The organism is Streptococcus sp. 1055 (assembly GCF_013276815.1).
Classification (GTDB): Bacteria; Bacillota; Bacilli; order Lactobacillales; family Streptococcaceae; genus Streptococcus; species Streptococcus pseudopneumoniae.
Genome location: NZ_VMLT01000050.1, coordinates 1 through 23816, shown reverse-complemented (window position 1 = coordinate 23816; position 23816 = coordinate 1). Strand labels below are relative to the sequence as shown.

Genomic DNA, 23816 nt, shown 5'->3' with positions numbered 1-23816 from the left:
CCTTGTCTAAGTCTGCTTTGGCTGCTGCCTTAGCTGGGCCTGTTTCTGCTTCTTGCCTTTCCCTTTCTTTTTTCTTAACCTCCCATTCGCTTTGCTTCATAAATACATCTTCTTTAGGAACTTGTAAAACAGCTAACTCTTGATTGGAATCTCCAATTACTCTTACCTTAATATTTTCACCAATCGATTCCATATTTATTAATATACGTCTTGCGTCTGGATGTTTCTGAAAAATATCTAAGATACCAGGATCAGTTTCACTTTCGTCTCTATATACATTGTCACGTCCCGGACCAGTTTTAGTCGGATCTTTCACTCTACGTCTTACCGTTGTCACATCGGTAATCGGATCTGTATAGACTTCAAATACATTCTTAGTTTTAGTATTAGCATTTAACCAATTATTTTTAGCATACGGCCATTGCCCATAAAGATATTCCTTATCATTATACTTGTCATCCGGTACAGGGTGTTGATTAACACCATAAACATACCGCCCATTCAAGCTTGATGCCCGGTCTTCCCCGACACTCCTAGCTCTTCTAACGGGAGCATGCTGACCAGAGTTACTTGTCTCTTCAGCACTTCTATCACTTCCGCTAACGGCACTACTGTTGCTTCTATCTGACCCTTCAGAACTTTCCCCATTATTGCTTGATGGAGAAGCGTCCCTATCACTGCCAACAGGAGTACGCTGAACAGAATTACTTGTTTCATCAGCACTTCGCTCACTTCCATTCGAAGCTTCACTAGTTCCCCCCGCAGCTGAATCCGATTTAGGATCAGAACTCTCAAGAGACACCTCTGTAGCATTTACTGTAGTATCCGCCTGAACAACACTAGCTCGTGCTCCTAAAAACATCAATGCGGCAACCGCGACACTGGCGGCACCAAAGTGGTACTTACGAATGGAGTAACGGAAGACCTTTTCTCTGTTACACTTTCTAAAATCCATAACTCTTTCTCCTTTAAAGATATGATTGAAGAGAACATGTCATTTTCCTCTTCGATTGACAATAATATATAAATAGCAACTTACGACTATTTACCCCACTGTACCTCCTATGAAGAATATACAGTCTAGCAGCTATTATACCACCCCCCCCCCGAATTTTGCAAGAAAAAACAGTTTATTTTTTCTGTTTTTGTAATCCGAATGTGATAATGTCTTTAGTAAATCGAACGTGAAAATGTCCCATTTGCTAGAATAGTCATATGAAAAGTATCCAGCTAAATATGAATGAAACGAAAAAATATCTTGTGATAAAAGCTATAATCCAAGGAAAGAAAACAAATAATCGAACCTGTGGCGAACTCAACCTTTCCGAAAGACAAATCAATCGTCTGCTACTAGCCTATCAACAGAAAGGAAAAGAAGTCTATTTCATCAGAAAGACGAAAGCATTCGTTATAAAAGCATTTGATGGTGACAGCTACCTCAATATCGCTGACAAAATCTATCATACAAAGGAGCTACTAGTTCATGAACTCTATTCGAAAAACTTTGAACCAGAACCAGAACAAAAAAAGAAAGACGCAAGTATATCCCTCCACAAACCCATCCGTGGAAACTCACATCTTTCAAACAATATCTTCAGAAAAATAAAAAGGATTATGAAGAGTTTACTGGTGAGGAGCTTGATTCTCCTCATCTACAAGTATAAGCTATTTCTCGCTAAATGGGAAGCTGTTCCTTAAAGGAAATCACTCTATCCCTTATATTTAGGAGAAAGAAAGCAAGGAGTCTAAGACAAGCATTTCATTTGATAAGAGGCTGGAGAGCCAAGTCTAAGACTAGCCTTGGTTTAGCTGACAAAATAGCTTCAAGGGTTCCTCGCATCAAATGAAATCAAAATAATTGCCCTCAATCTCACCATTTTTTTGGGACATCATCACTTTCGATTGGCAATTCTTCAGTGAAATGAGTTTGTCACAAGTCTCAAACCAGCTAAAAGTAGTTCATAAATAAATGCCAACTTCCTTTCTCTATCTGTAAGATACTCACCAGATTATATAGTCTAGGAAGTAAGAGTTATTTTTTATCCCTTTTTTGTAATAGGCGCACCTCTCACTACTAATTACTTACAATAATGCCCGTATGACTTTTACAGCGGTGCTAGTTCAGTTCCTTCATAATATCGATGTTAACTTTTAACACAGACACCCTATCTTCACCTAGAAATCCAAAGATTTTTGTTACTGTATGCTTGTCAATGATTTCTTCCAGTCTAGGCAAGCTAATACCTGTTGTCTTAGAAATACGGGGGAGTTGTAGTTTAGCACTTTCTGGACTGATTTCTGGATCCAATCCCGAAGCCGATGTTGTTACCAAATCAGCAGGGATATCTCTGATTGAAATAGTTGGGTTTTCTTTTATGAGAAGAGACAGTTCCTTTTGAACACGTACTTTTAGTTCAGGATTACTAGGAGCCAGATTTTGGGAACCAGAAATAATATCCCGCTTTTGTCCACTTGGGTCTCCCTCGCTAAGGTAAGTATTATACTGAATAGCAGATGGTCTACCATGCAGAAAAGCAGCTGACGAAAATTCTTGCCCAATTAAAGCCGATCCAATAAGCTTCCCATCCTGCTTAATTTGACTACCATTGGCTTGAACAGGAAAAATAAACTGCCCTAATCCGGTAATCAGCAAAGGGTAAAATAATCCACAAACCGCCCCAAATAAAAGACTTAGTCGGACAGAACGTCTGATATATATAAATATTTTTATCATGATTGTTATTCATTCCTTTCATGTTCAACCCAAGGAAAAGACACTAATTCTTTTAAACGTAAAGAAATGTAAATAAGTTTCAATCTTATTCCTTTGACTATTATATTATATTAAACTAATCTTATCAGGATAAACCCAATAGATACAATAATGGAGTAATACTCATATCAATGATTTTAATTCCAATAAACGGGATGAAGACTCCACCCAAACCATAAATCAGCATGTTATGAGCCAAAACTTTTTCTGACCTTTGAGGCTTATAAGAAACTCCTTTCATCGCAATCGGAATTAGAAGAGGAATAATAATGGCATTGAAAATCAGAGCCGATAAAATTGCGCTGGAAGACGTTGATAATGACATGATATTTAACGATTGCATTTGGGGGATACTGCGCATAAAAATAGCTGGAATAATGGCAAAGTATTTGGCAATATCATTAGCAATTGAAAAAGTGGTTAAAGCTCCTCGCGTCATTAATAATTGCTTTCCAATTTCAACGATATCCAGAATCTTGGTTGGATCGCTATCTAAATCTACCATATTAGCAGCTTCTTTAGCAGCACTTGTTCCAGAATTCATAGCAATACCGACATCTGCCTGAGCTAGTGCTGGTGCATCATTAGTCCCATCTCCTGTCATCGCAACAACTTTTCCTAAGCGTTGTTCTTTTTTAATAGCTTCAATTTTATCTTCTGGCTTGCATTCAGCGATAAAGCTATCAACGCCTGCTTCTTGAGCTATGGTCGCAGCGGTAAGAGGATTATCACCGGTACACATAATAGTCTTAATTCCCATTGCCCGTAGGCGAGCAAAACGCTCAACTAAACCTGGTTTGATGGTATCCTTGAGAGCAATCACTCCCAAAATATTCTGCCCCTCCACTACTGCCAGTGGTGTTCCTCCAGCTGAAGCAATTCTTTCACTGATAGACCTCAAATCTTTCGGAATCACACCACCTTTACCTTTAATATAGCGACTTATAGCATCTGTGGCACCCTTACGTATCATTCCCCCATCAACAAAGTCTATCCCACTCATTCGTGTTTGAGCAGTAAAATCAATAAAGGTCATATCTTCAGAAATAGGAGGAATACTTGCCCCATATTCTTTAGCAAGCTTAACAATTGATTTTCCTTCCGGTGTATCATCCTGTAGAGAACTTAGCACAGCTGCTCTTATTAAAGACTCTTGACTAACACCATCTACAGGAACAAAATGAGCAGCCATACGATTTCCAAAGGTGATGGTTCCTGTTTTGTCCAAAATCATAGTATCCACATCACCACTAGACTCCACTGCTTTTCCTGACATAGCAATCACATTGAACCGTGTAACGCGATCCATACCTGCAATTCCAATTGCTGACAGCAGGCCTCCAATTGTTGTTGGAATTAAACATACGGTCAATGCCACAAGAGTAGTAACTGTAATCTTTATATGCAAAGCGCTGGCAATCGGGTACAAACTTCCAATTACCATTAAGAATATAATTGTTAAGCTGACTAGCAAAGTATTCAAGGCAATTTCATTAGGGGTTTTTTGCCGAGAAGCACCCTCTACCAAGGAAATCATTTTGTCCAAGAAAGACTCTCCAGCACGTGAGGTCATTTTCAACTTAAGCCAGTCACTAGCAAGAGTTGTCCCTCCTGTTACAAAAGCAAAATCACCACCAGGTTCTTTGATCACCGGAGCTGACTCTCCTGTAATGGCTGATTCGTCTACAGAAGCAATTCCTTCAATAACTTCACCGTCACCAGGAATTAATTCTCCTACCTTAACCAGAACGATATCTCCTTTTTGCAAGGCTGTGGCCTCAATAGTTTCTTCAAGAAGGGTCAGACCATCATTGTCAAAATAGAGTCGTCTAGCTGTCATATTTTCTTGCGTCTTTTTTAAACTTTCAGCCTGTGCTTTTCCTCTTCCTTCCGCAATGGATTCAGCAAAATTAGAAAATAATAAAGTTAAAAATAGGATCACTGCTACTATGCCATTATACAATTGACTACTTTGGCTATCTTGTTGAGCATCAACGGGGATAATTGTTAAAAAGAAGGTCAGAACAAAACCAACTTCAACTACAAACATTACTGGATTTTTAATCATGTAACTAGGGCGAAGTTTTACGACCGCTCCTTTAAGGGAACTGAGTAGTATCTTTTGTGTCAGAAAGTAAGTTTTCTTTGAAATCATAATAAACCTCATTGAGTTAGAAATTCAGCTAAAGGTCCTAGTACAAGGACTGGTAAGAAAGTTAAGGCTGATATAATCAACACTATCACACCTAAAATAATGGCAAAAGTCCCCGTATCTGTTTTTAAAGAACCTAGGGAATCATTCACATGTTGCTTAGTCATTAAGGAACCAGCAATCGATAGCTGAAGAATCAAAGTCACATAGCGTCCAAAAAACATAGCTAATCCTGTAGATATATTCCAGAATAAAGTATTGTCTTTTAGTCCTTCAAATCCCGATCCGTTGTTAGCAGAAGCTGAGGTAAATTGATAAATCACTTGTGATAAAGCATGAAATCCTGGATTGGTAACACCGTTAAATCCTGCTGGCAATGAGACAGCTACTGCTGAAAAACCTAGAATAATCATAGGGTGAACCATGATGGCTAAAGCAATTAAAGTCATTTCTTTACCTTCAATTTTTTTTCCTAAATAAACAGGTGCACGCCCAATCATTAATCCACAAATAAAAACAGTAAGAAGAACGTACAGCATCATATTCATTATTCCTACACCTTTACCGCCAAATATAACATTGAGCATCATGTTAATCATAGCTACTCCACCACTTAGAGGAGTCAAAGTATCGTGCATATTATTCACGGAACCCGTTGTAAAAGCCGTTGTTATTTCTGTAAACAGACCAGACATTGGAATACCGAACCTAACTTCTTTACCTTCCATACTTCCCATTGATTGATTCAAACCCAATTGATGCAAGACAGGATTTCCTCTACTTTCTGACCAAACAATAATGGATAAACCCACAAAAAATAAGAATAGCATAACAATCAGAAGCGGTCTTGCCTGTCCTCCTAGTTTAATAAACGTAGATTTAGTGGACTTATAAGAAACTTTCTGTACAGAATCAAAGGGATGATTTTCCTTTTTCCTAGATGAAACCATATGACCAAAAGCAACTACCATAGAACCTGGTAACAACATCATAGATAGCATTTCAATAATATTTGTGATTACATTAGGGTTTTCAAAGGGAGTTGCTGAATTTGCTGCAAAAAAACCACCACCGTTGGTTCCCAAGTGTTTAATAATTTCAAGAGAAGCGACCGGTCCCATTATAAGACCTTGTAAATTGCCCTCCAAAGTAGTCGCATATAACTCTTTTGATAGTGTTTGGGGAACCCCCTGTGAAATAAGTAACAAAGAGCCTATTATTGAAAAAGGAAGCAACACTCGAGTAATCACCCGAACAAAGTCAACATAGAAATTCCCCATGTCTTGATACTTGCCTGATACACCTCTGATAAAAGCCATAGCAGCAGCATAGCCTGAAGCAGCTGAGGTAAACATCATAAAAGTAATGACAACCATCTGACTAAAAAAAGACAAATCCCTCTCACCAGCATAATTTTGTAAATTAGAATTGGTGATAAAAGATATGACTGTATTGAAACTCAGGCTTGATTCTAATGAACCAACACGGGTGGGGTTCAAAAAGAAAAAGGCCTGTGTTCTTAGGATTACATAAGCCACTAGAGCCATAACAGCATTAGTTAAAATAAGGGCTACAGCATACTCCTTCCAAGTCATTCCTTTTTTGTCCACATCAAGCAACTTATAAATCCACCTATCAATAGGATCCATAATGGGATCTGCAAAAGTTTTTTGCTGGCTAGCTATATGGTAAAGATACTTTCCAGTTGGTAATATAATAATACAAGCCAGTACTAAGACAAATATGATTTGTAACATCTCACATTCCTCCTAAAATCTCTCCGGGTGTAACAGAGCATAAAATAAATAACAGATTAATAAACCAAAAATTATTCCTAATACTATCATAGTACACTCTCCCTCTAATCACCTTTAAGGTGCTTATCACACCAAACAATAAAACCAATCATTAACAAAAAAATAAAAAATAAAACTAGAAACATTATGAAATCTACTAGCATTGTATCCTCCTTCAAGAATATAATCATTCTACCACGAAAAGTATAAAAATGATATAAAGATTACGGATATAAAATAAAGATTATATAAAGATTGTCTCCTAAAATAACCTAAGACAACCTATCCTAAGACTTGTTTCAAATAGCTGCCAAGAAATTACAAATCAGGTGAATAAAATTCTTTTTGGATTATTTGTCATCATAATTTTCAATCTTAATCATACGATAACCGATACCAATATGAGTTTGAACCATTTTAGAGTAACCCAATCCTAATTCGATTTTTTTTCGCAATGTATTAACAAAAACTCTCAAAGCAGAAAAATCTTCCTCATAATATCCCCAAATTTCCTTGACAATAAAACGATAAGTCAACACTCTATCAACATTCTCTGATAGAAGACAAAGCAACTTATACTCAATCGGGGTTAAGTGAATTTCTTGGTTATTAACAAATACACGATTAGATAAAAAATCAACATGTAGCCAGCCATTAGTAAAAGATGATTTTTCAGAATTACCGTCACTTTGTTGATTAATCTGCTTTGACCTCCTAAGACTAACTCTTAACCGAGCGAAAAGCTCATCAATGCTAAAGGGTTTCGTCAAATAATCATCTGCCCCAGCATCAAGTGCATCAATCTTGTCACTTTCTTCTCCACGTGCACTAACAACAATAACAGGTAGCTGTGAAAAGCTACGAATCTTGTCAATAATGTCTTTACCATCCATATCTGGCAAACCCAAATCCAATAATAATAAATCTGGAAATTGCGAAATGATCTGACGCAAAGCTTCCTCTCCAGTCCGAACTGATACATAATGATAACCTTCAACTTCCATTGCTAAGGATAAAAGTCTGTTAACGGAAGAGTCATCTTCACAAATTAAAATCTTAACATTTTCATTTTTCATGTAATACATTCACCTCCGCTAGTGGTAGTGTAAATCCAAAGATAACTCCTTTAGGAGTATTGTCATGGACGTAAATAGTCCCCCCATGTGCTGTAATAATACTCTTACATAAAGATAGTCCTATACCTAGGCCTCTTTTACCATCGGATGCCAAATTTTCTGATGTATAAAAAAGGTCAAAAATCTTTTCTTTTGCTTGATCGTTAATACCAGGACCATCGTCAGAAACCTCAACCACCAGGTTCTGATCCTTTCTATTACTCGTCAATGTAATTAAAGATCCTTCATGCGTATATTTAACTGCATTGTTAATGATATTAACCAGTACTTGCACAATCAAGGGAGCATCCATTTTAGCTATTAATAAATCATCTGATAAAATTAAAACAAAGTCATGATTCTTAATATGTTGATCCACATGTTTCAAAGCTTCTTCAATCAACTCATCGAAAACATTTATTCTTAATGAAAGAGTAGTATCATTATCCAATTTAGTAATTGACAATAAATTTTCAATCAGATTAATCAACCACATAGAGTCATCGTAAATATAGGCAGCTAATTCTATCATACGCTGTTTCTCCATGATTCCCCCCGTCTCCATCATTAATTTAGACTGACCTGATATGCTTGTAAGTGGAGTTCTCAAATCATGTGAGATTCCCCTTAACAAATCAACCCTTAACTGTTCTTTTTGTATTTTAAGTTCCATTTTTTGTTGTTCTTCGCGTAATGCTTCTTTTTCTAATGCCAAGGATGCCTCTCCTAAAACAGTTAGAATAACAGATTTTTCAAACAGGTCAATCATTGTTTTATCCTCTATTAAAATACCAATAATAGCAAAAACAGAATCTTTACCTCTGACAGATAAATACAGAAATTTAGCAGCAGACAAGGTGTTTGTTGTTGCTCCAGCTTGTTTATTATTATATAAAACCCACTCAACCACTCCTCGCTCATTGTACTGATAGTAATCAGCTAAGGTCCTCAAAGAATGACTGGTAGGGAAATATTTCGGCGTCTCCAAAGTACCACCTGTTACAGGATAAATCACCACATCACTATTCAATAATTTTTTGACTTGAATAGCTAGTTCTTCTAAAATAGAAGGAATAGAGTCTGCCTGAGATAATCCTCTATTTGTTTGTAGTAACAACTCTGTTAGATAAGATTTTTCAGTAGATAATCTTGCCTGCTCTTGAATCCTTTTTATGAGACTAGAAGTAATCAGACCAGTAATTAACATAATAGCAAAAGTCATAGGATAAGTAGGAGTAAAAGAAGTAAAAGTGTAGTAGGGAGCCACAAAAAAGTAATTAAAACAAAGAACTGATAAAATAGAAGAAATCACACTATAAAGTTTTCCTTTTGTCCAAACAGCATTTATTTGAACGCTTAATATATATATTATTATAACGTTGTTGGTACTGAGATTCCAGAAACGAAATAAAAGACCTGTTAAGGTTACTAGCAACAATACCACCAGTGTTTTAACCAAATCACTGAAAGAAAATTGCCATTTAGAAAACCAAGAAGGCAACGAGAGCTTACCAACCGAAGTCTCTTTTTTTCCTCTAGTATTATGGACTACAAACATATCCAAATCAGGAACATTCTTACTAAGAACTTCCACAATATTTTCTTTAGGCCAAATAGTTCTGGAGCCACTTTTTCCGACTACTAACTTAGAAACACGGCTCAATTTTGCGTAATCAGCAATCTGCTTGGTCACATTATTATAATCCATAACTGTCACCTTAGCTCCCAACCGCTCTGCCAATTCCAAGTTCTGATGTAACTCCTGATTAGTCAGTTCCCTATCTAAACTACCAATATACAGGGCTGTAAAGTCTGCATTAAGAGCACTTGCTAATCTTGAAGCAGCGCGAATGACATGTGAAGAGGAGGGAGAGGGTGACACACAGACCAAGACATGTTCCTTGGTCACAATACTATCTTTAACTTTTTTTCCTCGAAAAGCACTTCCATTAATCTGATCAGCTGCTTTGCGCAAAGCGATTTCTCTCAAAGATATTAACTTTTCTTCAGTAAAAAAGTGACGCTTGGCCAATTTAGCTTGCGATTTAGAATAAATTTTTCCTTTATCCAATCGTTCAAGTAAATCTGATGGGTCAATATCTACAAGTTCAATCTGATCAGCCTGATCAAAAATAGCATCTGGAATTATCTCATTAACTTGAATCCCTGTAATAGCTTCAATCACATCGTTTAAACTTTCAATATGTTGGACATTTACAGTAGTATAGACATCAATCCCTGCATAAAGCAGTTCCTTAATATCTTGGTACCTCTTTTTATTACGTGACTCAAAACAGTTAGTATGAGCCAATTCATCCACTAAAATAATGCGTGGTTGACGCCTTAAAGCAGTATCAATATCAAACTCATTTAAGGTGATACCTTTATATTTTATTGTTTTAGGAGATAATTGCTCAAGACCAATCAGTAAAGCCATAGTCTCAGGTCGATTATGAGGTTCAATGTAACCTACTACCACATCTACTCCAGCTTTTTGAGCTCGCTGCGCTTCTCTAAGCATAGCATAGGTTTTTCCAACTCCTGCAGCATAACCAAAATAAATTCTTAACGCCCCTGTTTTCATAACATCACCTTAGTTAACCCAACCTTTTGTAGTAAAATCATTTATCAGAAGTCATTATAACCTAATTTTATTTTTTTTACAATAGCCTTCCGGAGATTATATCATGGGACGAGTATGAGTTCACCAAGGGAAAGATGAGTTTCATTGCGCAAGATTTTAACAAGCTCAATATCATCACTGTTCTTGAGGGTAGAACACAAGCTGTCATTCGTAATCACTTTCTTAAGTATGATAGAGCCGTCCGATGTCGCGTCAAAATTATTACTATGGATATGTTTAGTCCTTACTATGACTTGGCTAAACAGCTTCGCTTTCGAATTTCTAGGCTCAGGCTGAAACAGTCTCCCAGACTGTTTCACTCCCTAATGCAAAAATTGTTCTTGATCGTTTTCACATTGTGCAACATCTAAGCCGTGCTATGAGTCGTGTCCGTGTCCAAATCATGAATCAATTGGATCGAAAGTCTCATGAATACAAGGCTATCAAGCTCTACTGGAAGCTCATCCAGCAAGATAGTCGTAAACTCAGCGATAAACGATTTTATCGCCCTACTTTTCGTATGCACTTGACCAATAAAAAAAATTCTAGATAGACTTTTGAGCTATTCAGAAGACTTGAAACACCACTATGATTTCTACCAGCTCTTGATTTTTCACTTTCAGAATAAGGAGCCTGACAGATTTTTCGGACTTATTGAAGACAATCTTAAGCAGGTTCATCCTCTTTTTCAGACTTTCTTTAAAACCTTCCTCAAAGATAAAGAGAAGATTGTCAACGCCCTTCAACTACACTATTCTAACGCCAAATTAGAAGCAACCAATAATCTCATCAAACTCATCAAACGCAACGCCTTTGGTTTCCGGAACTTTGAAAACTTCAAAAAACGGATTTTTATCGCTCTGAACATCAAAAAAGAAAGGACGAAATGTGTCCTTTCTCGAGCTTAGCTGACTTCAACCCACTACAGTTGACAAAGAGCCAAAAATCCCCTGGCAAGTACCAGAGGATAAGAGCTTATTTCATTGTTGGGAAGAGCAATACATCACGGATAGTAGTTGTATCCGTGAGGAGCATGCAGAGACGGTCGATACCGATTCCCAAACCACCTGTTGGTGGCATACCATATTCAAGGGCTTCGATGTAGTCGTAGTCGATACCTGTCGCTTCATCGTCACCAAGTTCTTTAGCTTTAGCTTGGGCTTCAAAACGGCTAAGCTGATCGATTGGGTCGTTGAGCTCAGTAAAGGCATTACCGTACTCCTTAGTCATGATGAAGAGCTCGAAACGGTCAGTAAAGCGTTGGTCTTCAGGATTTTTCTTAGCCAGTGGAGATACAGCTACTGGATGTCCATAGACAAAGGTTGGTTGGATTAAAGTTTCTTCAACAAACTCTTCAAAAAAGGCATTGATGATGTGACCAACCTCAGTATAGTGTTTCTCAACAGGAACTTTTTTCTCAGCAGCGATAGCTTTAGCTTCTTCCAAAGTCATGTCTTGCCAGAAATCGACACCAGTAATTTCTTTGATAGCATCCACCATGTGAACACGTTTAAATGGTTCGTTGATTTTTATTTCAGTTCCTTGGTAGTTGACTGGACCGTCGCCCTTAACTGATTTAGCAGCATGTTGGATAATGCCTTCCGTCAAATCCATGATATCTTGGAAGTCAGCATAAGCTTGGTAGACTTCGATAGAAGTAAACTCAGGGTTGTGAGTAGCATCCATTCCTTCGTTACGGAAGATACGGCCAATTTCATAGACGCGTTCCATACCACCCACGATAAGGCGTTTCAAGTGAAGCTCAGTCGCGATACGAAGCACCATGTCAATGTTTTGGGCATTGTGGTGGGTGATAAATGGACGGGCAGAGGCACCACCAGCTTCGTTGTGAAGAACAGGTGTTTCCACTTCAAGGAAACCTTTTTGGTCAAGGTAACGACGAATTTCAGAGATGATTTTTGAACGAGTGACAAAGCGTTCAAAGCTTTCACGGTTAGAAATCAAGTCAAGGTAACGTTTACGGTAAATTGTTTCAACGTCTGTCAAACCATGGAATTTCTCAGGAAGAGGACGAAGGGCCTTAGACAAGTGTGTGATGTGAGTAGCCTTGATAGAGAGTTCTCCCATATCCGTACGCATCACTTCACCTTCGACACCAAGGAAGTCACCAAGGTCTGCTTTTTTGAAGATTTCGTAGTTTTCTTCACCGACAGCATCCTTACGAACGTAGATCTGGATTTGACCTTCGCGGTCTTGAAGGTGGGCAAAACCTACTTTACCTTTACCACGTTTGGTTACCAAGCGTCCTGCGATAGTAGCTGTTTCGTTTTTATCGTGTAATTGTTCTTTATCGAGGTCAGCAAATTTATCTTTTAATTCTTGTGAATTTGCAGTGCGTTCAAAGCGTTTTCCGAAAGGATCGATTCCTTGTTCACGGAGCGCAGCCATTTTTTCACGGCGAACGATCTGCTGGTCATTTAGTTCTTCCATATGTTCTGTTGACATGGGATCCTCCTAGATTTACTCAAAATTGAATACGATGAGTCATTTTTTGCGATACTCCCATTTTATCATAAATAAGCAAGAAATTCACGGATAATCTTTCAAAACTAAAAAGAACTTGACGCTAAGATTACTGAGCCAAATCACTGAAAAGACTGGGATAAGCAAGAAATTCCAAAATATCAGAAAAGGGATCTGACAATATTTATGGATTATACTTTAACCCTTGTAACTTTCATGACGTGTGCTACTTTTTATATAAGAGCAAGCCAAGCAAATCTAAAACTGAAACAATTGACGTAAAAAACATTAACAACTTGAATCTTGTCATTCATACACCTGATATGACAGAATAGTATAATTTTTAACCTTTTAGTCTTTTGATTTTTTACACCTCTTGCCAATTCTCTTGGTCTTCCTTAAAGCGTTTTAGAAGGTCGAGTCCTTCTGGCGTGATATAGCCTTCTTCTTGGGCTAGGTGGATGAGTTCACTGTAGTTAGAAAGCGTCACCAATTTCACACCAGCATCTGCAAAGTTCTTATCTGCTTTTGGCAATTGGTAACTAAAAATCGCTACAACTCCAAGTACATCTGCTCCTTCGCGTTTAGCTGCTATTACGGCTTCAAGAACAGAACCACCCGTTGAAATAAGGTCTTCAACCACTACCATTTTTTGACCTTGAGCTACGCGACCTTCGATTTGATTACCAGCTCCGTGGTCTTTTGGTTTGCTACGGATGTAGGCAAATGGCAGGTTCATCTTGTCAGCAATAATAGCTCCGTGTGGAATCCCTGCTGTTGCAGTTCCTGCAATCACCTCAACCTCAGGAAAGGCTTCTTTGATAGCTTCCACAAAACCATTTTCAATGAGAGTACGAGTCTCTGGATAGGCAAGTGTCACACGGTTGTCCGTATAAATCGGCGACTTGATACCAGAGGCCCAAGTGAAAGGCTCCTCTGGTTTGAGGTAAACGGCTTGGATTTTCAAGAGGTGGCTAGCGATATCTTTAGCAAGTGTCATGGTATTCTCCTTTTATTTTTCTAATCTAGTTCTTTAATTCCAGTCCTGTGTCCATTCATCCTTGATCGCATGATAAGCTGCAACAGGATCCTCAGCTTGGGTAATGGGACGTCCCACTACGATATAGTCACTGCCGATTTGATAGGCATCAGCAGGTGTCATGACTCGTTTTTGATCTCCAACTGCAACACCAGCTGGACGAATCCCTGGTGTCAGACAGATAAAATCTGGATTGGTAGCCTGCTTGATGACTTGTACTTCCTGAGCCGAGCAAACAACACCATCCAAGCCAGCTTCAGCTGTCTTCTTGGCATAGTGAATCACAGACTCTTGCAGACTGGTTTGGATATTTTGAAACTCCTGCATCTGAGCTTCTGACGTTGATGTGAGCTGAGTTACAGCGATCAATTTGGCTTGACTCCCAAGACCTTCACGCGCCGCCTTCATCATCTCTACACCACCAGCCGCATGGACATTAGTCATATCGACACCAAGCTGAGACAAGACCTTCATGGCTGACTTGACTGTATTAGGAATGTCATGAAGCTTGAGATCTAAAAAGACACTATGACCCAAGCCTTTCAGGTAGGACACAATCCCAGGCCCCGTTGCGTAATAAAGCTCCATCCCTACCTTGAGATAAAGACTTTCCGCTTCTGGGAAAAGAGCTAAAAATTCCTTGACCGCCTCAAAACTAGGAAAATCAAGAGCAATGACTGGACGATGTTCTCGCATAGGTTTCTCCTTTTACCTTTGCTAGTGAGAGAGTCTGGCCAACAGAAGCCACGAAAAAAGGAACCTGCCAACAGCAAGGTTCCACGAAAAATGGGTAGTCTCCACCCTTTCACCGTCTAACCTTAGCTGCCTCTCTGGACTGCTTTAAAGGTTTTCTATTATTCTATTATTTCTACTAGTACTTGTCAAGTAAAAACAGCTAAATCCATGTTGACTGCTATTGAACACCTCACAAGACTCTTTCCAAAAGAATAGTTAAAGACTTTCACTTCGGACAGAGAAAAAGAGTTTGCTTGTTACCCTTTAATTGAACAAATGGGAATTCTGTTTTATTTTGCGGATGCCTATTCATCTTGGCAAAGGGGAAGTAATGAGAATGCGAATGGACTTCTTCGTGGGTATTTTCTTAAACCGATTTGGCAACAATTACCGAAAAAATCCTTAATGATGCTTTGCTAGCTTATTAATCACCGTCCCCAAAAATACTTGGATTACAAGACAGGTTTTGAAGCACTTTTTGAAGCACTTATAGAGGAGATTTAAAAATGTTGCATTTTTTATTGCAATTTATCAGTTATCTTATCACCCAAAACTTCTGCAATTAGTATGAGCACTATTGTTATTTTTCTTTTTTCGTACACTCAAATCAAAATATAGCAATAAGACTATTCTGTAGAATTGCTGTCAAAAAGATCAGTTCATTTTTTCCTTCCCACTTGTGTTTATAATCATTAAAATAACTCAATTAAGAAATTTTCTTTTTCCTAATAGTTAGCGTAATTAAAGTTAATAGAAGAACAATCCAAATAAGTAGTGTTAGATTAGGAATTAGAGTTTTATTCCATGAAAATTCCTCCCATTTTGTGAAAAACTTAGTAAACAGTCCCATAAAACTATAATCTGTTATCTTCGCAACTGTCTTATCCAAACCAGATAGCATCGGTAAGAAAGCAACTAAAATCATAGCAGGAAGACTGATAACCTGAGCTACTACTTGGCTCTTCGCGGTTAAACCTATCAATAAATAGAATAAAATGATGGATAAAGAGGTTAGAAGAACGATTGTAATATAATTAAAAGTATGTACAATTGTAACTCCTAAAATAAGAGGAGTAGTTCCCATAATCACAAAAGTTAGCAAAAAAGGAAGAAACATAGTTGATAAAATGTATTCGGAGCCTTTAACACCACTCAACAGAAGAGTTTGTAAATTGTACTTTTCTTTTTCTTCAGACAAGATAATAGTTATAGGACTTCCAACAGCCAAAGCCAAAGAAAAAGGTAAACACATCATCAAAAGAACTAATGCCTGTTGATCGTTGACCTTCCCCTGTGTTTCCATAAGATATTTATAAAAATATGTGAAAGCAAAAGGCACTAAAACTTGCAATAAAATACTCTTATTGGAAAGGATAATTTGACAACGCAACCATACCAAAGCCAGAAACCGTTTAAGCATTTAGCTTTCCTTCTGTTAATGTGATAAAAATATCTTCTAAAGTAGGCTCACATGAATGAATTGAAAAAATATTTTCCAGATCAGCCTGAGATACCTGTTCTAGTGATGTAAAATCAAAAGTTATCTGATTCCCATTATAATCTGTAAACTTAATCTTTTTATCTTTATTATATCTTTGAATGAGTTCAGAAGGAGCTCCTTGCTCAACTAATTTTCCTTTATTTAATAAGGCAACATAATCACATAAAAGAGTTGCTTCATTCATATCATGAGTCGTTAGAAAAATCGTTGTCCCTGCTGTTTTCAATTCTAAAATTAACTCATGAATTGTTCGAGAAGTTGTGGGATCTAGACCTGAGGTCGGTTCATCCAGAAAGAGTACAGCGGGGTTGTTGATAAGAGCTCGTGCTAAAAGCATTCGTTGCCTCATTCCAGTGGATAATTTTCCTGCTACCATCTTGCGACTATCATATAATCCTACTCGCTTTAACAAATTATCAACACGTGATTTACTAATATTATAAAATTTACTATAAAAAAGAAGATTGTTATACAGAGACATTTTCTCATAAAATCCACTTGTATCGCCAACCAATCCAATTCTCTTTAATTCACCGCTTGTTAAATTTTGAGATTTTTGTCCCAAAATAATAGATTGTCCTTTATCGGCAAGGAACTGCCCAGTCAGAATATTAATCGTTGTGGTCTTTCCAGAACCAGATGGTCCTAAAAATCCAAAAATCTAACCTTCTTTAACAGTGAAGCTTATATTATTTAAAGCTATTTTATCACCAAAACTTTTTGATAAATGGCTAACTTCAATCATACTCATTGCACCTCCTTTATATTCTACATTTTTACTTAACATCTATTTACTTATCTTTATCAAATAAACGTCTTAAAAAAAACAATAACATTAAGCATATAACCGTTAGCAAGATTGTTTCAATATTATTGATAATACGATACATTCTCAAGCAGTATAAAATAATTATATATATGCAAATACTCATTATACCTATTTTTTTAAACATACTAAGCCTCCTTGCTAAATAATAAAGTTATATAATAACTAAGACACACTATACCTAACATAATAAATATCCACAGCATTAAAAATATTATCATACCAATAAAAATATCCACTGGTAACTGAATAAATGTTCTAAAATTAACAAGCAAAAATAAAATCTCAAACGATGAAAAAAGCCATACTATATTTTCCAATGATGTTTGAACATTTTTATTGTAGTAAGCATAATATATAGCAAAAATAATACCCAAGAACAATACTATTAATTGTGTTTCTATAACAGCGAACTGCCCAATAGCAGATAAAAAAGCTACTCCTCCTGATAATAAGCAAAAACAAACTGAACGAATAAATGTTTTCGCTCTAATATTGTTATCTTTCACTTTATTATTTTTTTTTACAAATTGGACATTCTCCGTTTTCCAGAACATATTTTTCTTGACTTAGAGCATGATTTCTCATATTATAAACGTAAGCGTTATCTATTAGGATTTCATTATAACATCCCAGAAATATTTTAATTATTAAATTAGTCATTATCCCTCCCAAAATAGCAGGCATCTCTGGTGTAGTCGGCCACTTTGTCTTATCAGATAAAGTGTACTTATTTATATCTTTGTTTATATTCCGACAACCAAAGCAAGAACCGACGGTAGGGATATATATATTATCAATAATAAGATAGCATCCATTAAACCCTCCTGATATGTAGGATATCTTATGCGATACAGCAAATTGATTGACAATTTTTATAATATCAATGGGCGTATCAATTGCTTTAACGATAAAATCTATACTCCCATATTCCGCAACAATGTTTTCTCATTCTTCTACTGAAGAAACTTTAATAGAAATAGGTACTACCTGAACATCTGAATTATACTTGTGTATTTTTTCAGAAAGAACATTAATCTTCTCCTTACCAACATCCGACTCTGTATAAAGAATTTGCCTATTTAAATTTGATGGTTCTATTATATCGTAATCAGCGACAATAAGTTTCCTCACTCCATACATACTTAGACTTAGAGATATATAACATCCTAAGGCTCCTGCTCCTAATACTAATACTGTTTTATTCTGTATTTTATTATACTCTTCATTATAAAATAACGAATAGCAACCTTTAGTTCTAGAATATCTACTATCAATATCTATCTCATCCGAAATTAAAATTTGTTCATTTAATAGTTCAAATGTTAGTTTACTGCCTAATACTTCTTCTATCTCTAATAGTTCCTTACAACTATTAAATAGATCGTTGATAAATTCTTGCGAAATTTGAGGTTCTATAGCTATTTCCCGCATACTCCGACCACGCAAATACATTATACCTTCTTTTTTATAAGCAAAAACATAACTATTTACGTAGAACATATTTCGTCCTTCCTCTCATATATAATATAGAAAGCAGTATAGAAACAACCACCCCTCCTATACTACGAACAATAATATTAGGTGTCAAAAACTGTAATAGTTGACTCAAAGGGAAATAAATAATAACAAATGCTATTAAAAGTTGAACTATATATTGAAAATTCAAGTTATTATTGTTAGAATTCAAGTATCTTAAAATAATACCACTATCATACTGAAAAAAAGGAATTGAATTAATAAAAATCATACCTAAGTTAATGATAAAAAATAAGAGTCCAAGCAATTTATACGATGTGAACAATAAAACAAGTAAACCTGTAAGTGATAAAATCGAATTTGAAGCAATTCCTGCTAACATAATTTTCAAAAATTGTTTTTTATTTTTTAAGAATTGCACCCCACTTAAATCTACAAAAAAAGCCAAATTAAACAAAAGTAGCATTATTCCACAATTTGGGATCTCAATTTGATAATTATTAGCAATTATTGCATGACTAAATTCATGTATCGTTGCAGATATAATAACAACAAGCAACCAAAATAAAAGAATGTTTAGCGTTATTGGAAAGTTTTGGAAATTAGTCAAAATATCCGCCCTATAAATATACATAATAAAACATTGCAAAATAAGAGCCAATGGGAAAATACCAAATAGGATTTTTTCAAAATTCTTATTAAATCTTTTATAGTTTAATTTTTCAGATAATGTTATATTAAAGTCCAATGTTATATTAAAGTCCCAAGATATTTTAAAAATATTTATCTTTTTTCGTGATTTCATAGAATCTATAAGTCCCATTTTACTAAGAACAATATAAAATCTTAAATAATATTTCTTCCCTACTAACACTAATAAGTCCGATATGGTAAATTCTTGACCTATTAGTTGCTCTAACCATTTTTTTCCTGTTTCCCAACTAATACATGTTTCTTACTGGATGGTATATATAGATGATACTGTCCCTCAGTCCGCAATCAATAAAATAATAACTAATTCTATTAATCTCTTGCTGCAAGACTAATACGGAAAATTCAAATGACTGTCTAAAATGAAATTGAAAAAGCTTAATGTTAGTAAATGAACAAACTTCAACAACCAGCAAGAGCAAGGATTGATAAACCAAATCCGATACCTATTGCAAGTCCAGCTGAAAAATCACTAACTGGTACTGAAATTTTTTCAATTTCCTCAAATAAAAAGTTATCTTGCATGATTATCACTCCCTATCTTTTTAACAATAGGCTACTCCAATTAAGAGAACTACCCCAGTTCCAAGTAAAACTCCCCCAAAATTCACCATCTGTAGAGGCTACGATTTCTTCAATTTCTTCAAATAAGAATACTTCATCTGACATATGTGTTACCTTCTTCATAAAAAATTATTTTGCAATCGATTACACTGCATAATGTAACATAAAGAAAAACAGATGTCAAATATTAAACGTAAAAACTAGTCACTAAAGTACTATGAGAAAAAAGGTAAAACCTAGCGACGCGATGAGCGCTGGGTCGTTTGGTTTCGATTGCTCTCTTCCTCTTGTTTTTTCTGTTCTTCTTCTAAACGTTTACGTTCTTCTTCCTGCCTTTTCTCAGCTTCTTCGGCCTCTTTTTTGGCTTTTTCTTCTGCTTCCATAATCAATTTATCCGCTACAGTGTAGCTGTAGATTCCAGCTTCCATATCGACCACACTTGGTTCTGACAATTGAGGCTTAATCTTACTGTAATAAGGCAGTTTCTTACTCATTTCAGATAGAGGAACCAAGACTTCGTCCGAATCATTCATGGTCAATCGAATTAAATCGGAAGTGACCTTGCTGGGAGCTAGTTCCACCTTTTGGATAGCCGCCTTGAGTTCTGGGCTAATTTGAGAAAGTTCTGAGACAAAAGCCTTGATTTGTTCACTATCATTAAAGAGAACTGATATATAAGTTTCTGGTAGACTGACCAAACTCACAGCACTGGTCTCAAGCTGACCACTGGAAAGAATAGGATAATGGTTTTCACCAGAAATATAGTAGGCCACAATATCGTATTCCTTGACCTTGATAGTGAACTTGGTTGGAAATTGATAAACAAGTTGAGCTGATTCAACCCAATAGTTAGACTTAATCTGCTTTTCATATTTTTCCTTGTCTAGCAGAAGGTTAATCGTATAATCCGAATCCTGAATACCTGAAGCCTGTCGAATATCATCAGCTGTAGTGTGCACCGTTCCCTCAACACGAATATCTTTCATGGTCGCATAAGGACTGAGCAAGTAGGCAGAGACAATCAATAAAAGCAGACTTGGAAATAAAATCGTGAAGGCTCGTAAGATATGGATTCCTGGAATTTTCGGTTTGACCGGTTTTTCCTTTACAGGCTTTTTATCTGCCTTTTTATCCTCTTTCTTTGGCTCTTTGGACTTTGATTCTTCTTTGGATACTTCTTTTTTGACGTATTCTGACTCTTCTACTTTTTCTTCGGTATCATCCTTAGCTGATTTTGGGTCTTTTGAATCAGATTCACTCTCTTGGTCCTCGGTTGCATCTGAATCTTCAGATTTTGAAGCCATTCGAGCTTGTCTTTCCTTTTCTTTCTCCTCAGCTAGGGCTGCCTCTTCCTCAGCCTTCTTTTTTAGATATTCTTGGTTTCGTTTCTGCCATTCTGATAACTCTTTAAATTCTTCGAGGATTTCTTTGCCCTCATTTTTCTTATCTTTTGACATTTACTTTCCTTATGATAAATCTTTTTTCAACAATTGATAAAAATCTGCTAGAGATTTCAATTCCTTAGAAGCCTTCATGTTAGCCTGGTAGTCTTCCTTGTGACTTAGTAAGTGAGCAAGCTTCTCTTCCAAACTATCCAAGGTCAAATCGCTTTCTTGAAGCTCTTCTGCATAGCCTTTTTTTACAAAGTAAGCTGCATTTTCAATCTGGTCGCCACGACTAGCTTCACGACCAAGTGGCACAATAACATGCAATTTTGCCATGGCCAAGAGCTCAAAAATCGTATTGGCACCACCTCGTGTCACAACAATATCAGCCAATTCCATCAAGGGTTGATAGAGATTGGTCACATAGTCAACACGAAAAAGATTTTGGCTCAACTCATTCAGGCTAGAATCTCCAGTTAAATTGATAATATTGTAGCGCTCTGTCAGTTCTTTCTTATGGTCTGTCACCAATTGGTTAAAGACACGAGCGCCTGCAGAACCACCGACAAACAATACAGTTGGCAATTTAGGATTAAAGTGGGTTTGAATATCCACCAATTCATCTGGTTCTGGAGTGTTTTTGTCCGAAACCTTGGTCACTGCTCCCACATGCTCGACCTTAGCCAAACTTGAAGCCTGTTCAAAAGTTGAATACATTTTCGTCGCAAATTTATAGGCGATTTTATTGGCCAAGCCCATAGACAGGTCAGATTCGTGAATAAAGACAGGCACTCCTGACACACGTGCTGCAATAACAGGCGGTACTGAGACAAAGCCTCCCTTTGAAAAAAGGGCCTGTGGACGAAGTCGTAACATGATAAAGAGCGATTGGACAATTCCCCAACCAACTTTGAAGACGTCCAGCATATTTTGCCAAGAGAAATAGCGACGCAATTTTCCAGTCGTAATGGAATGGAAGGTGACATCCAAACCTGACTTGAGGATTTCTTGGTGTTCGATACCACGTTTATCTCCGATATAGTGGACTTCCCATCCATCTTCGATGAACTTGGGCATTAACAAAAGATTGAGAGTCACGTGTCCAACCGTCCCCCCACCTGTAAAGACAATTTTTTTCATATTATTCCTTTAACTCCGCTACTCTGTCGATAAAGAGGTCGCCACGTACTTCAAAGTTAGCATACATATCCCAGCTGGCATTGGCAGGACTGAGAAGAACCACGTCTCCTTGAGTCGCAAACTCGTAAGCCTTGCGGGTCGCATCTGCAATATCAGTCGCATCCACATAAGCCACACCAGCCTTATCCGCTGCCCGTTTGACACGTTCAGCAGACTGACCAAGGATGACCATCTTCTTGAGTCCAGTAATGTCTGGAACCAATTCGTCAAACTCATTACCACGGTCCAAACCACCTGCAATCAAAATGACCTTGCTATTGTCAAATCCTGACAAGGCTTTTTGAGTTGCCAAGATATTAGTTGATTTACTGTCGTTATAGAATTTAACACCCTTGATGTCATCCACAAACTGGAGACGGTGTTTGACACCACCGAAGGCTGAAAGAGTTTCCTTGATGGTTTGATTGTCCACATCACGAAGCTTGGCTACAGCAATCGTCGCAAGGGCGTTTTCTACATTGTGGCTACCTGGAACCCCGATTTCACTCGCTGCCATGACTACTTCACCACGGAAGTAGAGTTGACCATCTTCCAGATAAGCTCCATCAACCTTTTCCTGTGTTGAGAATGGAACAACAGTAGCCTGTGTTTTGGTAGCCAACTCTTTTGCCAAGTCTTGGTTAAAGTTCAAGACAAGGAAATCAGCTGCTGTCATCTTGTTCTGGATATTCCACTTGGCTGCTACATATTCCTCAAATGACCCATGATAGTCGATATGAGTTGGCATGAGGTTGGTAATAACCGCAATCTCAGTATGGAATTCTTGAACGCCCATGAGTTGGAAAGAAGAAAGTTCCATGACAAGCGTGTCCTTATCTGTCGCAGTTTGAGCCACTTGACTGGCTGGATAGCCGATATTTCCTGATAAAAGACTATGTTGCCCAGCAGCAGTCAAAACTTCCCCAATCATGGTCGTTGTGGTTGTTTTTCCATTTGAACCTGTGATACCGATAATGGGCGCTTCTGAAATCAAGTAAGCCAATTCCACCTCAGTCAAGACTGGAATTCCCTTTGCCAAAGCCTTTTCAATCATGGGATTACTGTATGGGATGCCTGGATTTTTCACCATGAGGGCAAACTCTTCATCCAAAAGTTCCAAAGGATGACCACCTGTGATAACCTTGATCCCTTCTTCCAGCAAACTTTGGGCAGCTGGATTGTCCTCGAAAGGCTTCCCATCATTTACCGTTACAATAGCACCTAGCTTGTCCAACAAACGAGCTGCAGATTCACCAGACTTGGCTAAACCTAAAACAAGGACTTTCTTATTTTTAAATTGATCTATTACTTTCATGTCTCGAACTCCATTTCTACTCCTACTATTTTACCATTTTTATGGAAATAAAAAAGCCACAAAGTGTGTTTGTGACTCTTTCTTCTAACTGATACTCTTCGAAAATCTCTTCAAACCACGTCAGCTTCGCCTTGCCGTA

General features: G+C 37.1%; 18 protein-coding genes and 5 pseudogenes. 3 read left to right on the top strand and 20 right to left on the bottom strand.

Annotated features, from left to right (window positions below):
- A partial coding sequence (locus tag HT699_RS11715) for a YSIRK-type signal peptide-containing protein (RefSeq protein WP_240149881.1) occupies nt 1-955 on the bottom strand: 955 nt, incomplete at its 3' end.
- A gap of 416 nt (nt 956-1371) precedes the next feature.
- Here HT699_RS11715 and HT699_RS05180 point away from each other — a divergent pair.
- Nucleotides 1372-1664: pseudogene (locus tag HT699_RS05180) on the top strand (ISNCY family transposase); the annotation flags it as partial.
- A 452-nt stretch (nt 1665-2116) separates the two neighbouring features.
- Here the strand turns inward: HT699_RS05180 and kdpC are convergent.
- From kdpC to HT699_RS05150, 6 genes are all read right to left on the bottom strand, one after another.
- Nucleotides 2117-2734: a potassium-transporting ATPase subunit KdpC gene (gene kdpC / locus HT699_RS05175; RefSeq protein WP_054388168.1), complete on the bottom strand. Its 618-nt coding sequence runs from the start codon at nt 2732-2734 to the stop codon at nt 2117-2119.
- Between the two features lie 124 nt (nt 2735-2858).
- Complete coding sequence (gene kdpB, locus HT699_RS05170) at nt 2859-4928, bottom strand: potassium-transporting ATPase subunit KdpB (protein WP_138701354.1); 2070 nt, start codon at nt 4926-4928, stop codon at nt 2859-2861.
- Between the two features lie 8 nt (nt 4929-4936).
- Complete coding sequence (locus tag HT699_RS05165) at nt 4937-6682, bottom strand: potassium-transporting ATPase subunit KdpA (RefSeq protein WP_138701355.1); 1746 nt, start codon at nt 6680-6682, stop codon at nt 4937-4939.
- Between the two features lie 12 nt (nt 6683-6694).
- Complete coding sequence (gene kdpF, locus HT699_RS05160) at nt 6695-6772, bottom strand: K(+)-transporting ATPase subunit F (RefSeq protein WP_007285010.1); 78 nt, start codon at nt 6770-6772, stop codon at nt 6695-6697.
- Nucleotides 6773-7071: 299 nt separating this feature from the next.
- Nucleotides 7072-7797, bottom strand: a complete 726-nt coding sequence (locus HT699_RS05155) for a response regulator transcription factor (RefSeq protein ID WP_000787304.1) — start codon at nt 7795-7797, stop codon at nt 7072-7074.
- On the bottom strand, nt 7787-10420 hold the full coding sequence (locus HT699_RS05150) for a sensor histidine kinase KdpD (protein WP_023939958.1): 2634 nt from the start codon (nt 10418-10420) through the stop codon (nt 7787-7789). Before HT699_RS05150 ends, HT699_RS05155 begins: the two co-directional genes overlap by 11 nt.
- Before the next feature lie 65 nt (nt 10421-10485).
- Between HT699_RS05150 and HT699_RS05145 the strand changes: the two are divergent.
- A pseudogene (locus HT699_RS05145) lies at nt 10486-11367 on the top strand (transposase); the annotation flags it as partial.
- Nucleotides 11368-11434: 67 nt separating this feature from the next.
- Here the strand turns inward: HT699_RS05145 and lysS are convergent.
- From lysS to pyrF, 3 genes are all read right to left on the bottom strand, one after another.
- The gene (gene lysS, locus HT699_RS05140; RefSeq protein WP_050207953.1) at nt 11435-12925 is read right to left on the bottom strand and encodes a lysine--tRNA ligase; all 1491 of its coding nucleotides are present in this window, start codon (nt 12923-12925) and stop codon (nt 11435-11437) included.
- A 385-nt stretch (nt 12926-13310) separates the two neighbouring features.
- On the bottom strand, nt 13311-13943 hold the full coding sequence (gene pyrE, locus HT699_RS05135; protein WP_138707294.1) for an orotate phosphoribosyltransferase: 633 nt from the start codon (nt 13941-13943) through the stop codon (nt 13311-13313).
- A gap of 33 nt (nt 13944-13976) precedes the next feature.
- Nucleotides 13977-14678, bottom strand: a complete 702-nt coding sequence (gene pyrF / locus HT699_RS05130) for an orotidine-5'-phosphate decarboxylase (RefSeq protein ID WP_001206739.1) — start codon at nt 14676-14678, stop codon at nt 13977-13979.
- A 318-nt stretch (nt 14679-14996) separates the two neighbouring features.
- On the opposite strand from pyrF, the pseudogene HT699_RS12165 reads away from it, so the two are divergent.
- Nucleotides 14997-15221: pseudogene (locus HT699_RS12165) on the top strand (IS30 family transposase); the annotation flags it as partial.
- A 202-nt stretch (nt 15222-15423) separates the two neighbouring features.
- Here the strand turns inward: HT699_RS12165 and HT699_RS05120 are convergent.
- From HT699_RS05120 to murD, 10 genes and pseudogenes are all read right to left on the bottom strand, one after another.
- Nucleotides 15424-16137 (bottom strand): ABC transporter permease, encoded by a 714-nt coding sequence (locus HT699_RS05120; RefSeq protein ID WP_023932991.1) that lies wholly within the window; start codon nt 16135-16137, stop codon nt 15424-15426.
- Nucleotides 16130-16969 (bottom strand): annotated as a pseudogene (locus HT699_RS05115) (ABC transporter ATP-binding protein). Before HT699_RS05115 ends, HT699_RS05120 begins: the two are co-directional and overlap by 8 nt.
- 203 nt (nt 16970-17172) lie before the next feature.
- Entirely contained in the window at nt 17173-17601 is a 429-nt protein-coding gene (locus HT699_RS11710) for a hypothetical protein (RefSeq protein WP_188093791.1), read from the bottom strand.
- Nucleotides 17558-18478: pseudogene (locus tag HT699_RS12160) on the bottom strand (ThiF family adenylyltransferase). The gene HT699_RS11710 and the pseudogene HT699_RS12160 overlap by 44 nt, the downstream one beginning before the upstream one ends.
- Nucleotides 18479-18530: 52 nt before the next feature.
- On the bottom strand, nt 18531-19346 hold the full coding sequence (locus HT699_RS05100; RefSeq protein ID WP_171039329.1) for a peptidase M50 family protein: 816 nt from the start codon (nt 19344-19346) through the stop codon (nt 18531-18533).
- 290 nt (nt 19347-19636) lie between these two features.
- Entirely contained in the window at nt 19637-19759 is a 123-nt protein-coding gene (locus HT699_RS12015; protein WP_023936388.1) for a hypothetical protein, read from the bottom strand.
- Nucleotides 19760-19771: 12 nt separating this feature from the next.
- Nucleotides 19772-19903, bottom strand: a complete 132-nt coding sequence (locus HT699_RS12010; RefSeq protein WP_007284949.1) for a hypothetical protein — start codon at nt 19901-19903, stop codon at nt 19772-19774.
- A gap of 131 nt (nt 19904-20034) precedes the next feature.
- The gene (locus tag HT699_RS05095) at nt 20035-21255 is read right to left on the bottom strand and encodes a cell division protein FtsQ/DivIB (RefSeq protein WP_172934150.1); all 1221 of its coding nucleotides are present in this window, start codon (nt 21253-21255) and stop codon (nt 20035-20037) included.
- A 9-nt stretch (nt 21256-21264) separates the two neighbouring features.
- Nucleotides 21265-22323 (bottom strand): UDP-N-acetylglucosamine--N-acetylmuramyl-(pentapeptide) pyrophosphoryl-undecaprenol N-acetylglucosamine transferase, encoded by a 1059-nt coding sequence (locus HT699_RS05090; RefSeq protein ID WP_000724842.1) that lies wholly within the window; start codon nt 22321-22323, stop codon nt 21265-21267.
- Nucleotide 22324: 1 nt separating this feature from the next.
- Nucleotides 22325-23677: a UDP-N-acetylmuramoyl-L-alanine--D-glutamate ligase gene (gene murD / locus HT699_RS05085; RefSeq protein ID WP_172934149.1), complete on the bottom strand. Its 1353-nt coding sequence runs from the start codon at nt 23675-23677 to the stop codon at nt 22325-22327.
- Nucleotides 23678-23816: the final 139 nt, after the last annotated feature.

Excerpts from the sequence above, each read along its gene's own strand:
- kdpB (WP_138701354.1), bottom strand. The coding sequence starts at position 4,928 with ATGATTTCAAAGAAAACTTACTTTCTGACACAAAAGATACTACTCAGT.
- kdpC (WP_054388168.1), bottom strand. The coding sequence starts at position 2,734 with ATGATAAAAATATTTATATATATCAGACGTTCTGTCCGACTAAGTCTT.
- pyrE (WP_138707294.1), bottom strand. The coding sequence starts at position 13,943 with ATGACACTTGCTAAAGATATCGCTAGCCACCTCTTGAAAATCCAAGCC.
- HT699_RS05100 (WP_171039329.1), bottom strand. The coding sequence starts at position 19,346 with ATGGGACTTATAGATTCTATGAAATCACGAAAAAAGATAAATATTTTT.
- HT699_RS12010 (WP_007284949.1), bottom strand. The coding sequence starts at position 19,903 with ATGTCAGATGAAGTATTCTTATTTGAAGAAATTGAAGAAATCGTAGCC.
- HT699_RS12015 (WP_023936388.1), bottom strand. The coding sequence starts at position 19,759 with ATGCAAGATAACTTTTTATTTGAGGAAATTGAAAAAATTTCAGTACCA.
- HT699_RS05090 (WP_000724842.1), bottom strand. The coding sequence starts at position 22,323 with ATGAAAAAAATTGTCTTTACAGGTGGGGGGACGGTTGGACACGTGACT.
- HT699_RS11710 (WP_188093791.1), bottom strand. The coding sequence starts at position 17,601 with ATGTTCTGGAAAACGGAGAATGTCCAATTTGTAAAAAAAAATAATAAA.
- HT699_RS05150 (WP_023939958.1), bottom strand. The coding sequence starts at position 10,420 with ATGAAAACAGGGGCGTTAAGAATTTATTTTGGTTATGCTGCAGGAGTT.
- HT699_RS05120 (WP_023932991.1), bottom strand. The coding sequence starts at position 16,137 with ATGCTTAAACGGTTTCTGGCTTTGGTATGGTTGCGTTGTCAAATTATC.
- kdpF (WP_007285010.1), bottom strand. The coding sequence starts at position 6,772 with ATGATAGTATTAGGAATAATTTTTGGTTTATTAATCTGTTATTTATTT.
- murD (WP_172934149.1), bottom strand. The coding sequence starts at position 23,677 with ATGAAAGTAATAGATCAATTTAAAAATAAGAAAGTCCTTGTTTTAGGT.
- HT699_RS05165 (WP_138701355.1), bottom strand. The coding sequence starts at position 6,682 with ATGTTACAAATCATATTTGTCTTAGTACTGGCTTGTATTATTATATTA.
- HT699_RS05155 (WP_000787304.1), bottom strand. The coding sequence starts at position 7,797 with ATGAAAAATGAAAATGTTAAGATTTTAATTTGTGAAGATGACTCTTCC.
- lysS (WP_050207953.1), bottom strand. The coding sequence starts at position 12,925 with ATGTCAACAGAACATATGGAAGAACTAAATGACCAGCAGATCGTTCGC.
- pyrF (WP_001206739.1), bottom strand. The coding sequence starts at position 14,678 with ATGCGAGAACATCGTCCAGTCATTGCTCTTGATTTTCCTAGTTTTGAG.
- HT699_RS05095 (WP_172934150.1), bottom strand. The coding sequence starts at position 21,255 with ATGTCAAAAGATAAGAAAAATGAGGGCAAAGAAATCCTCGAAGAATTT.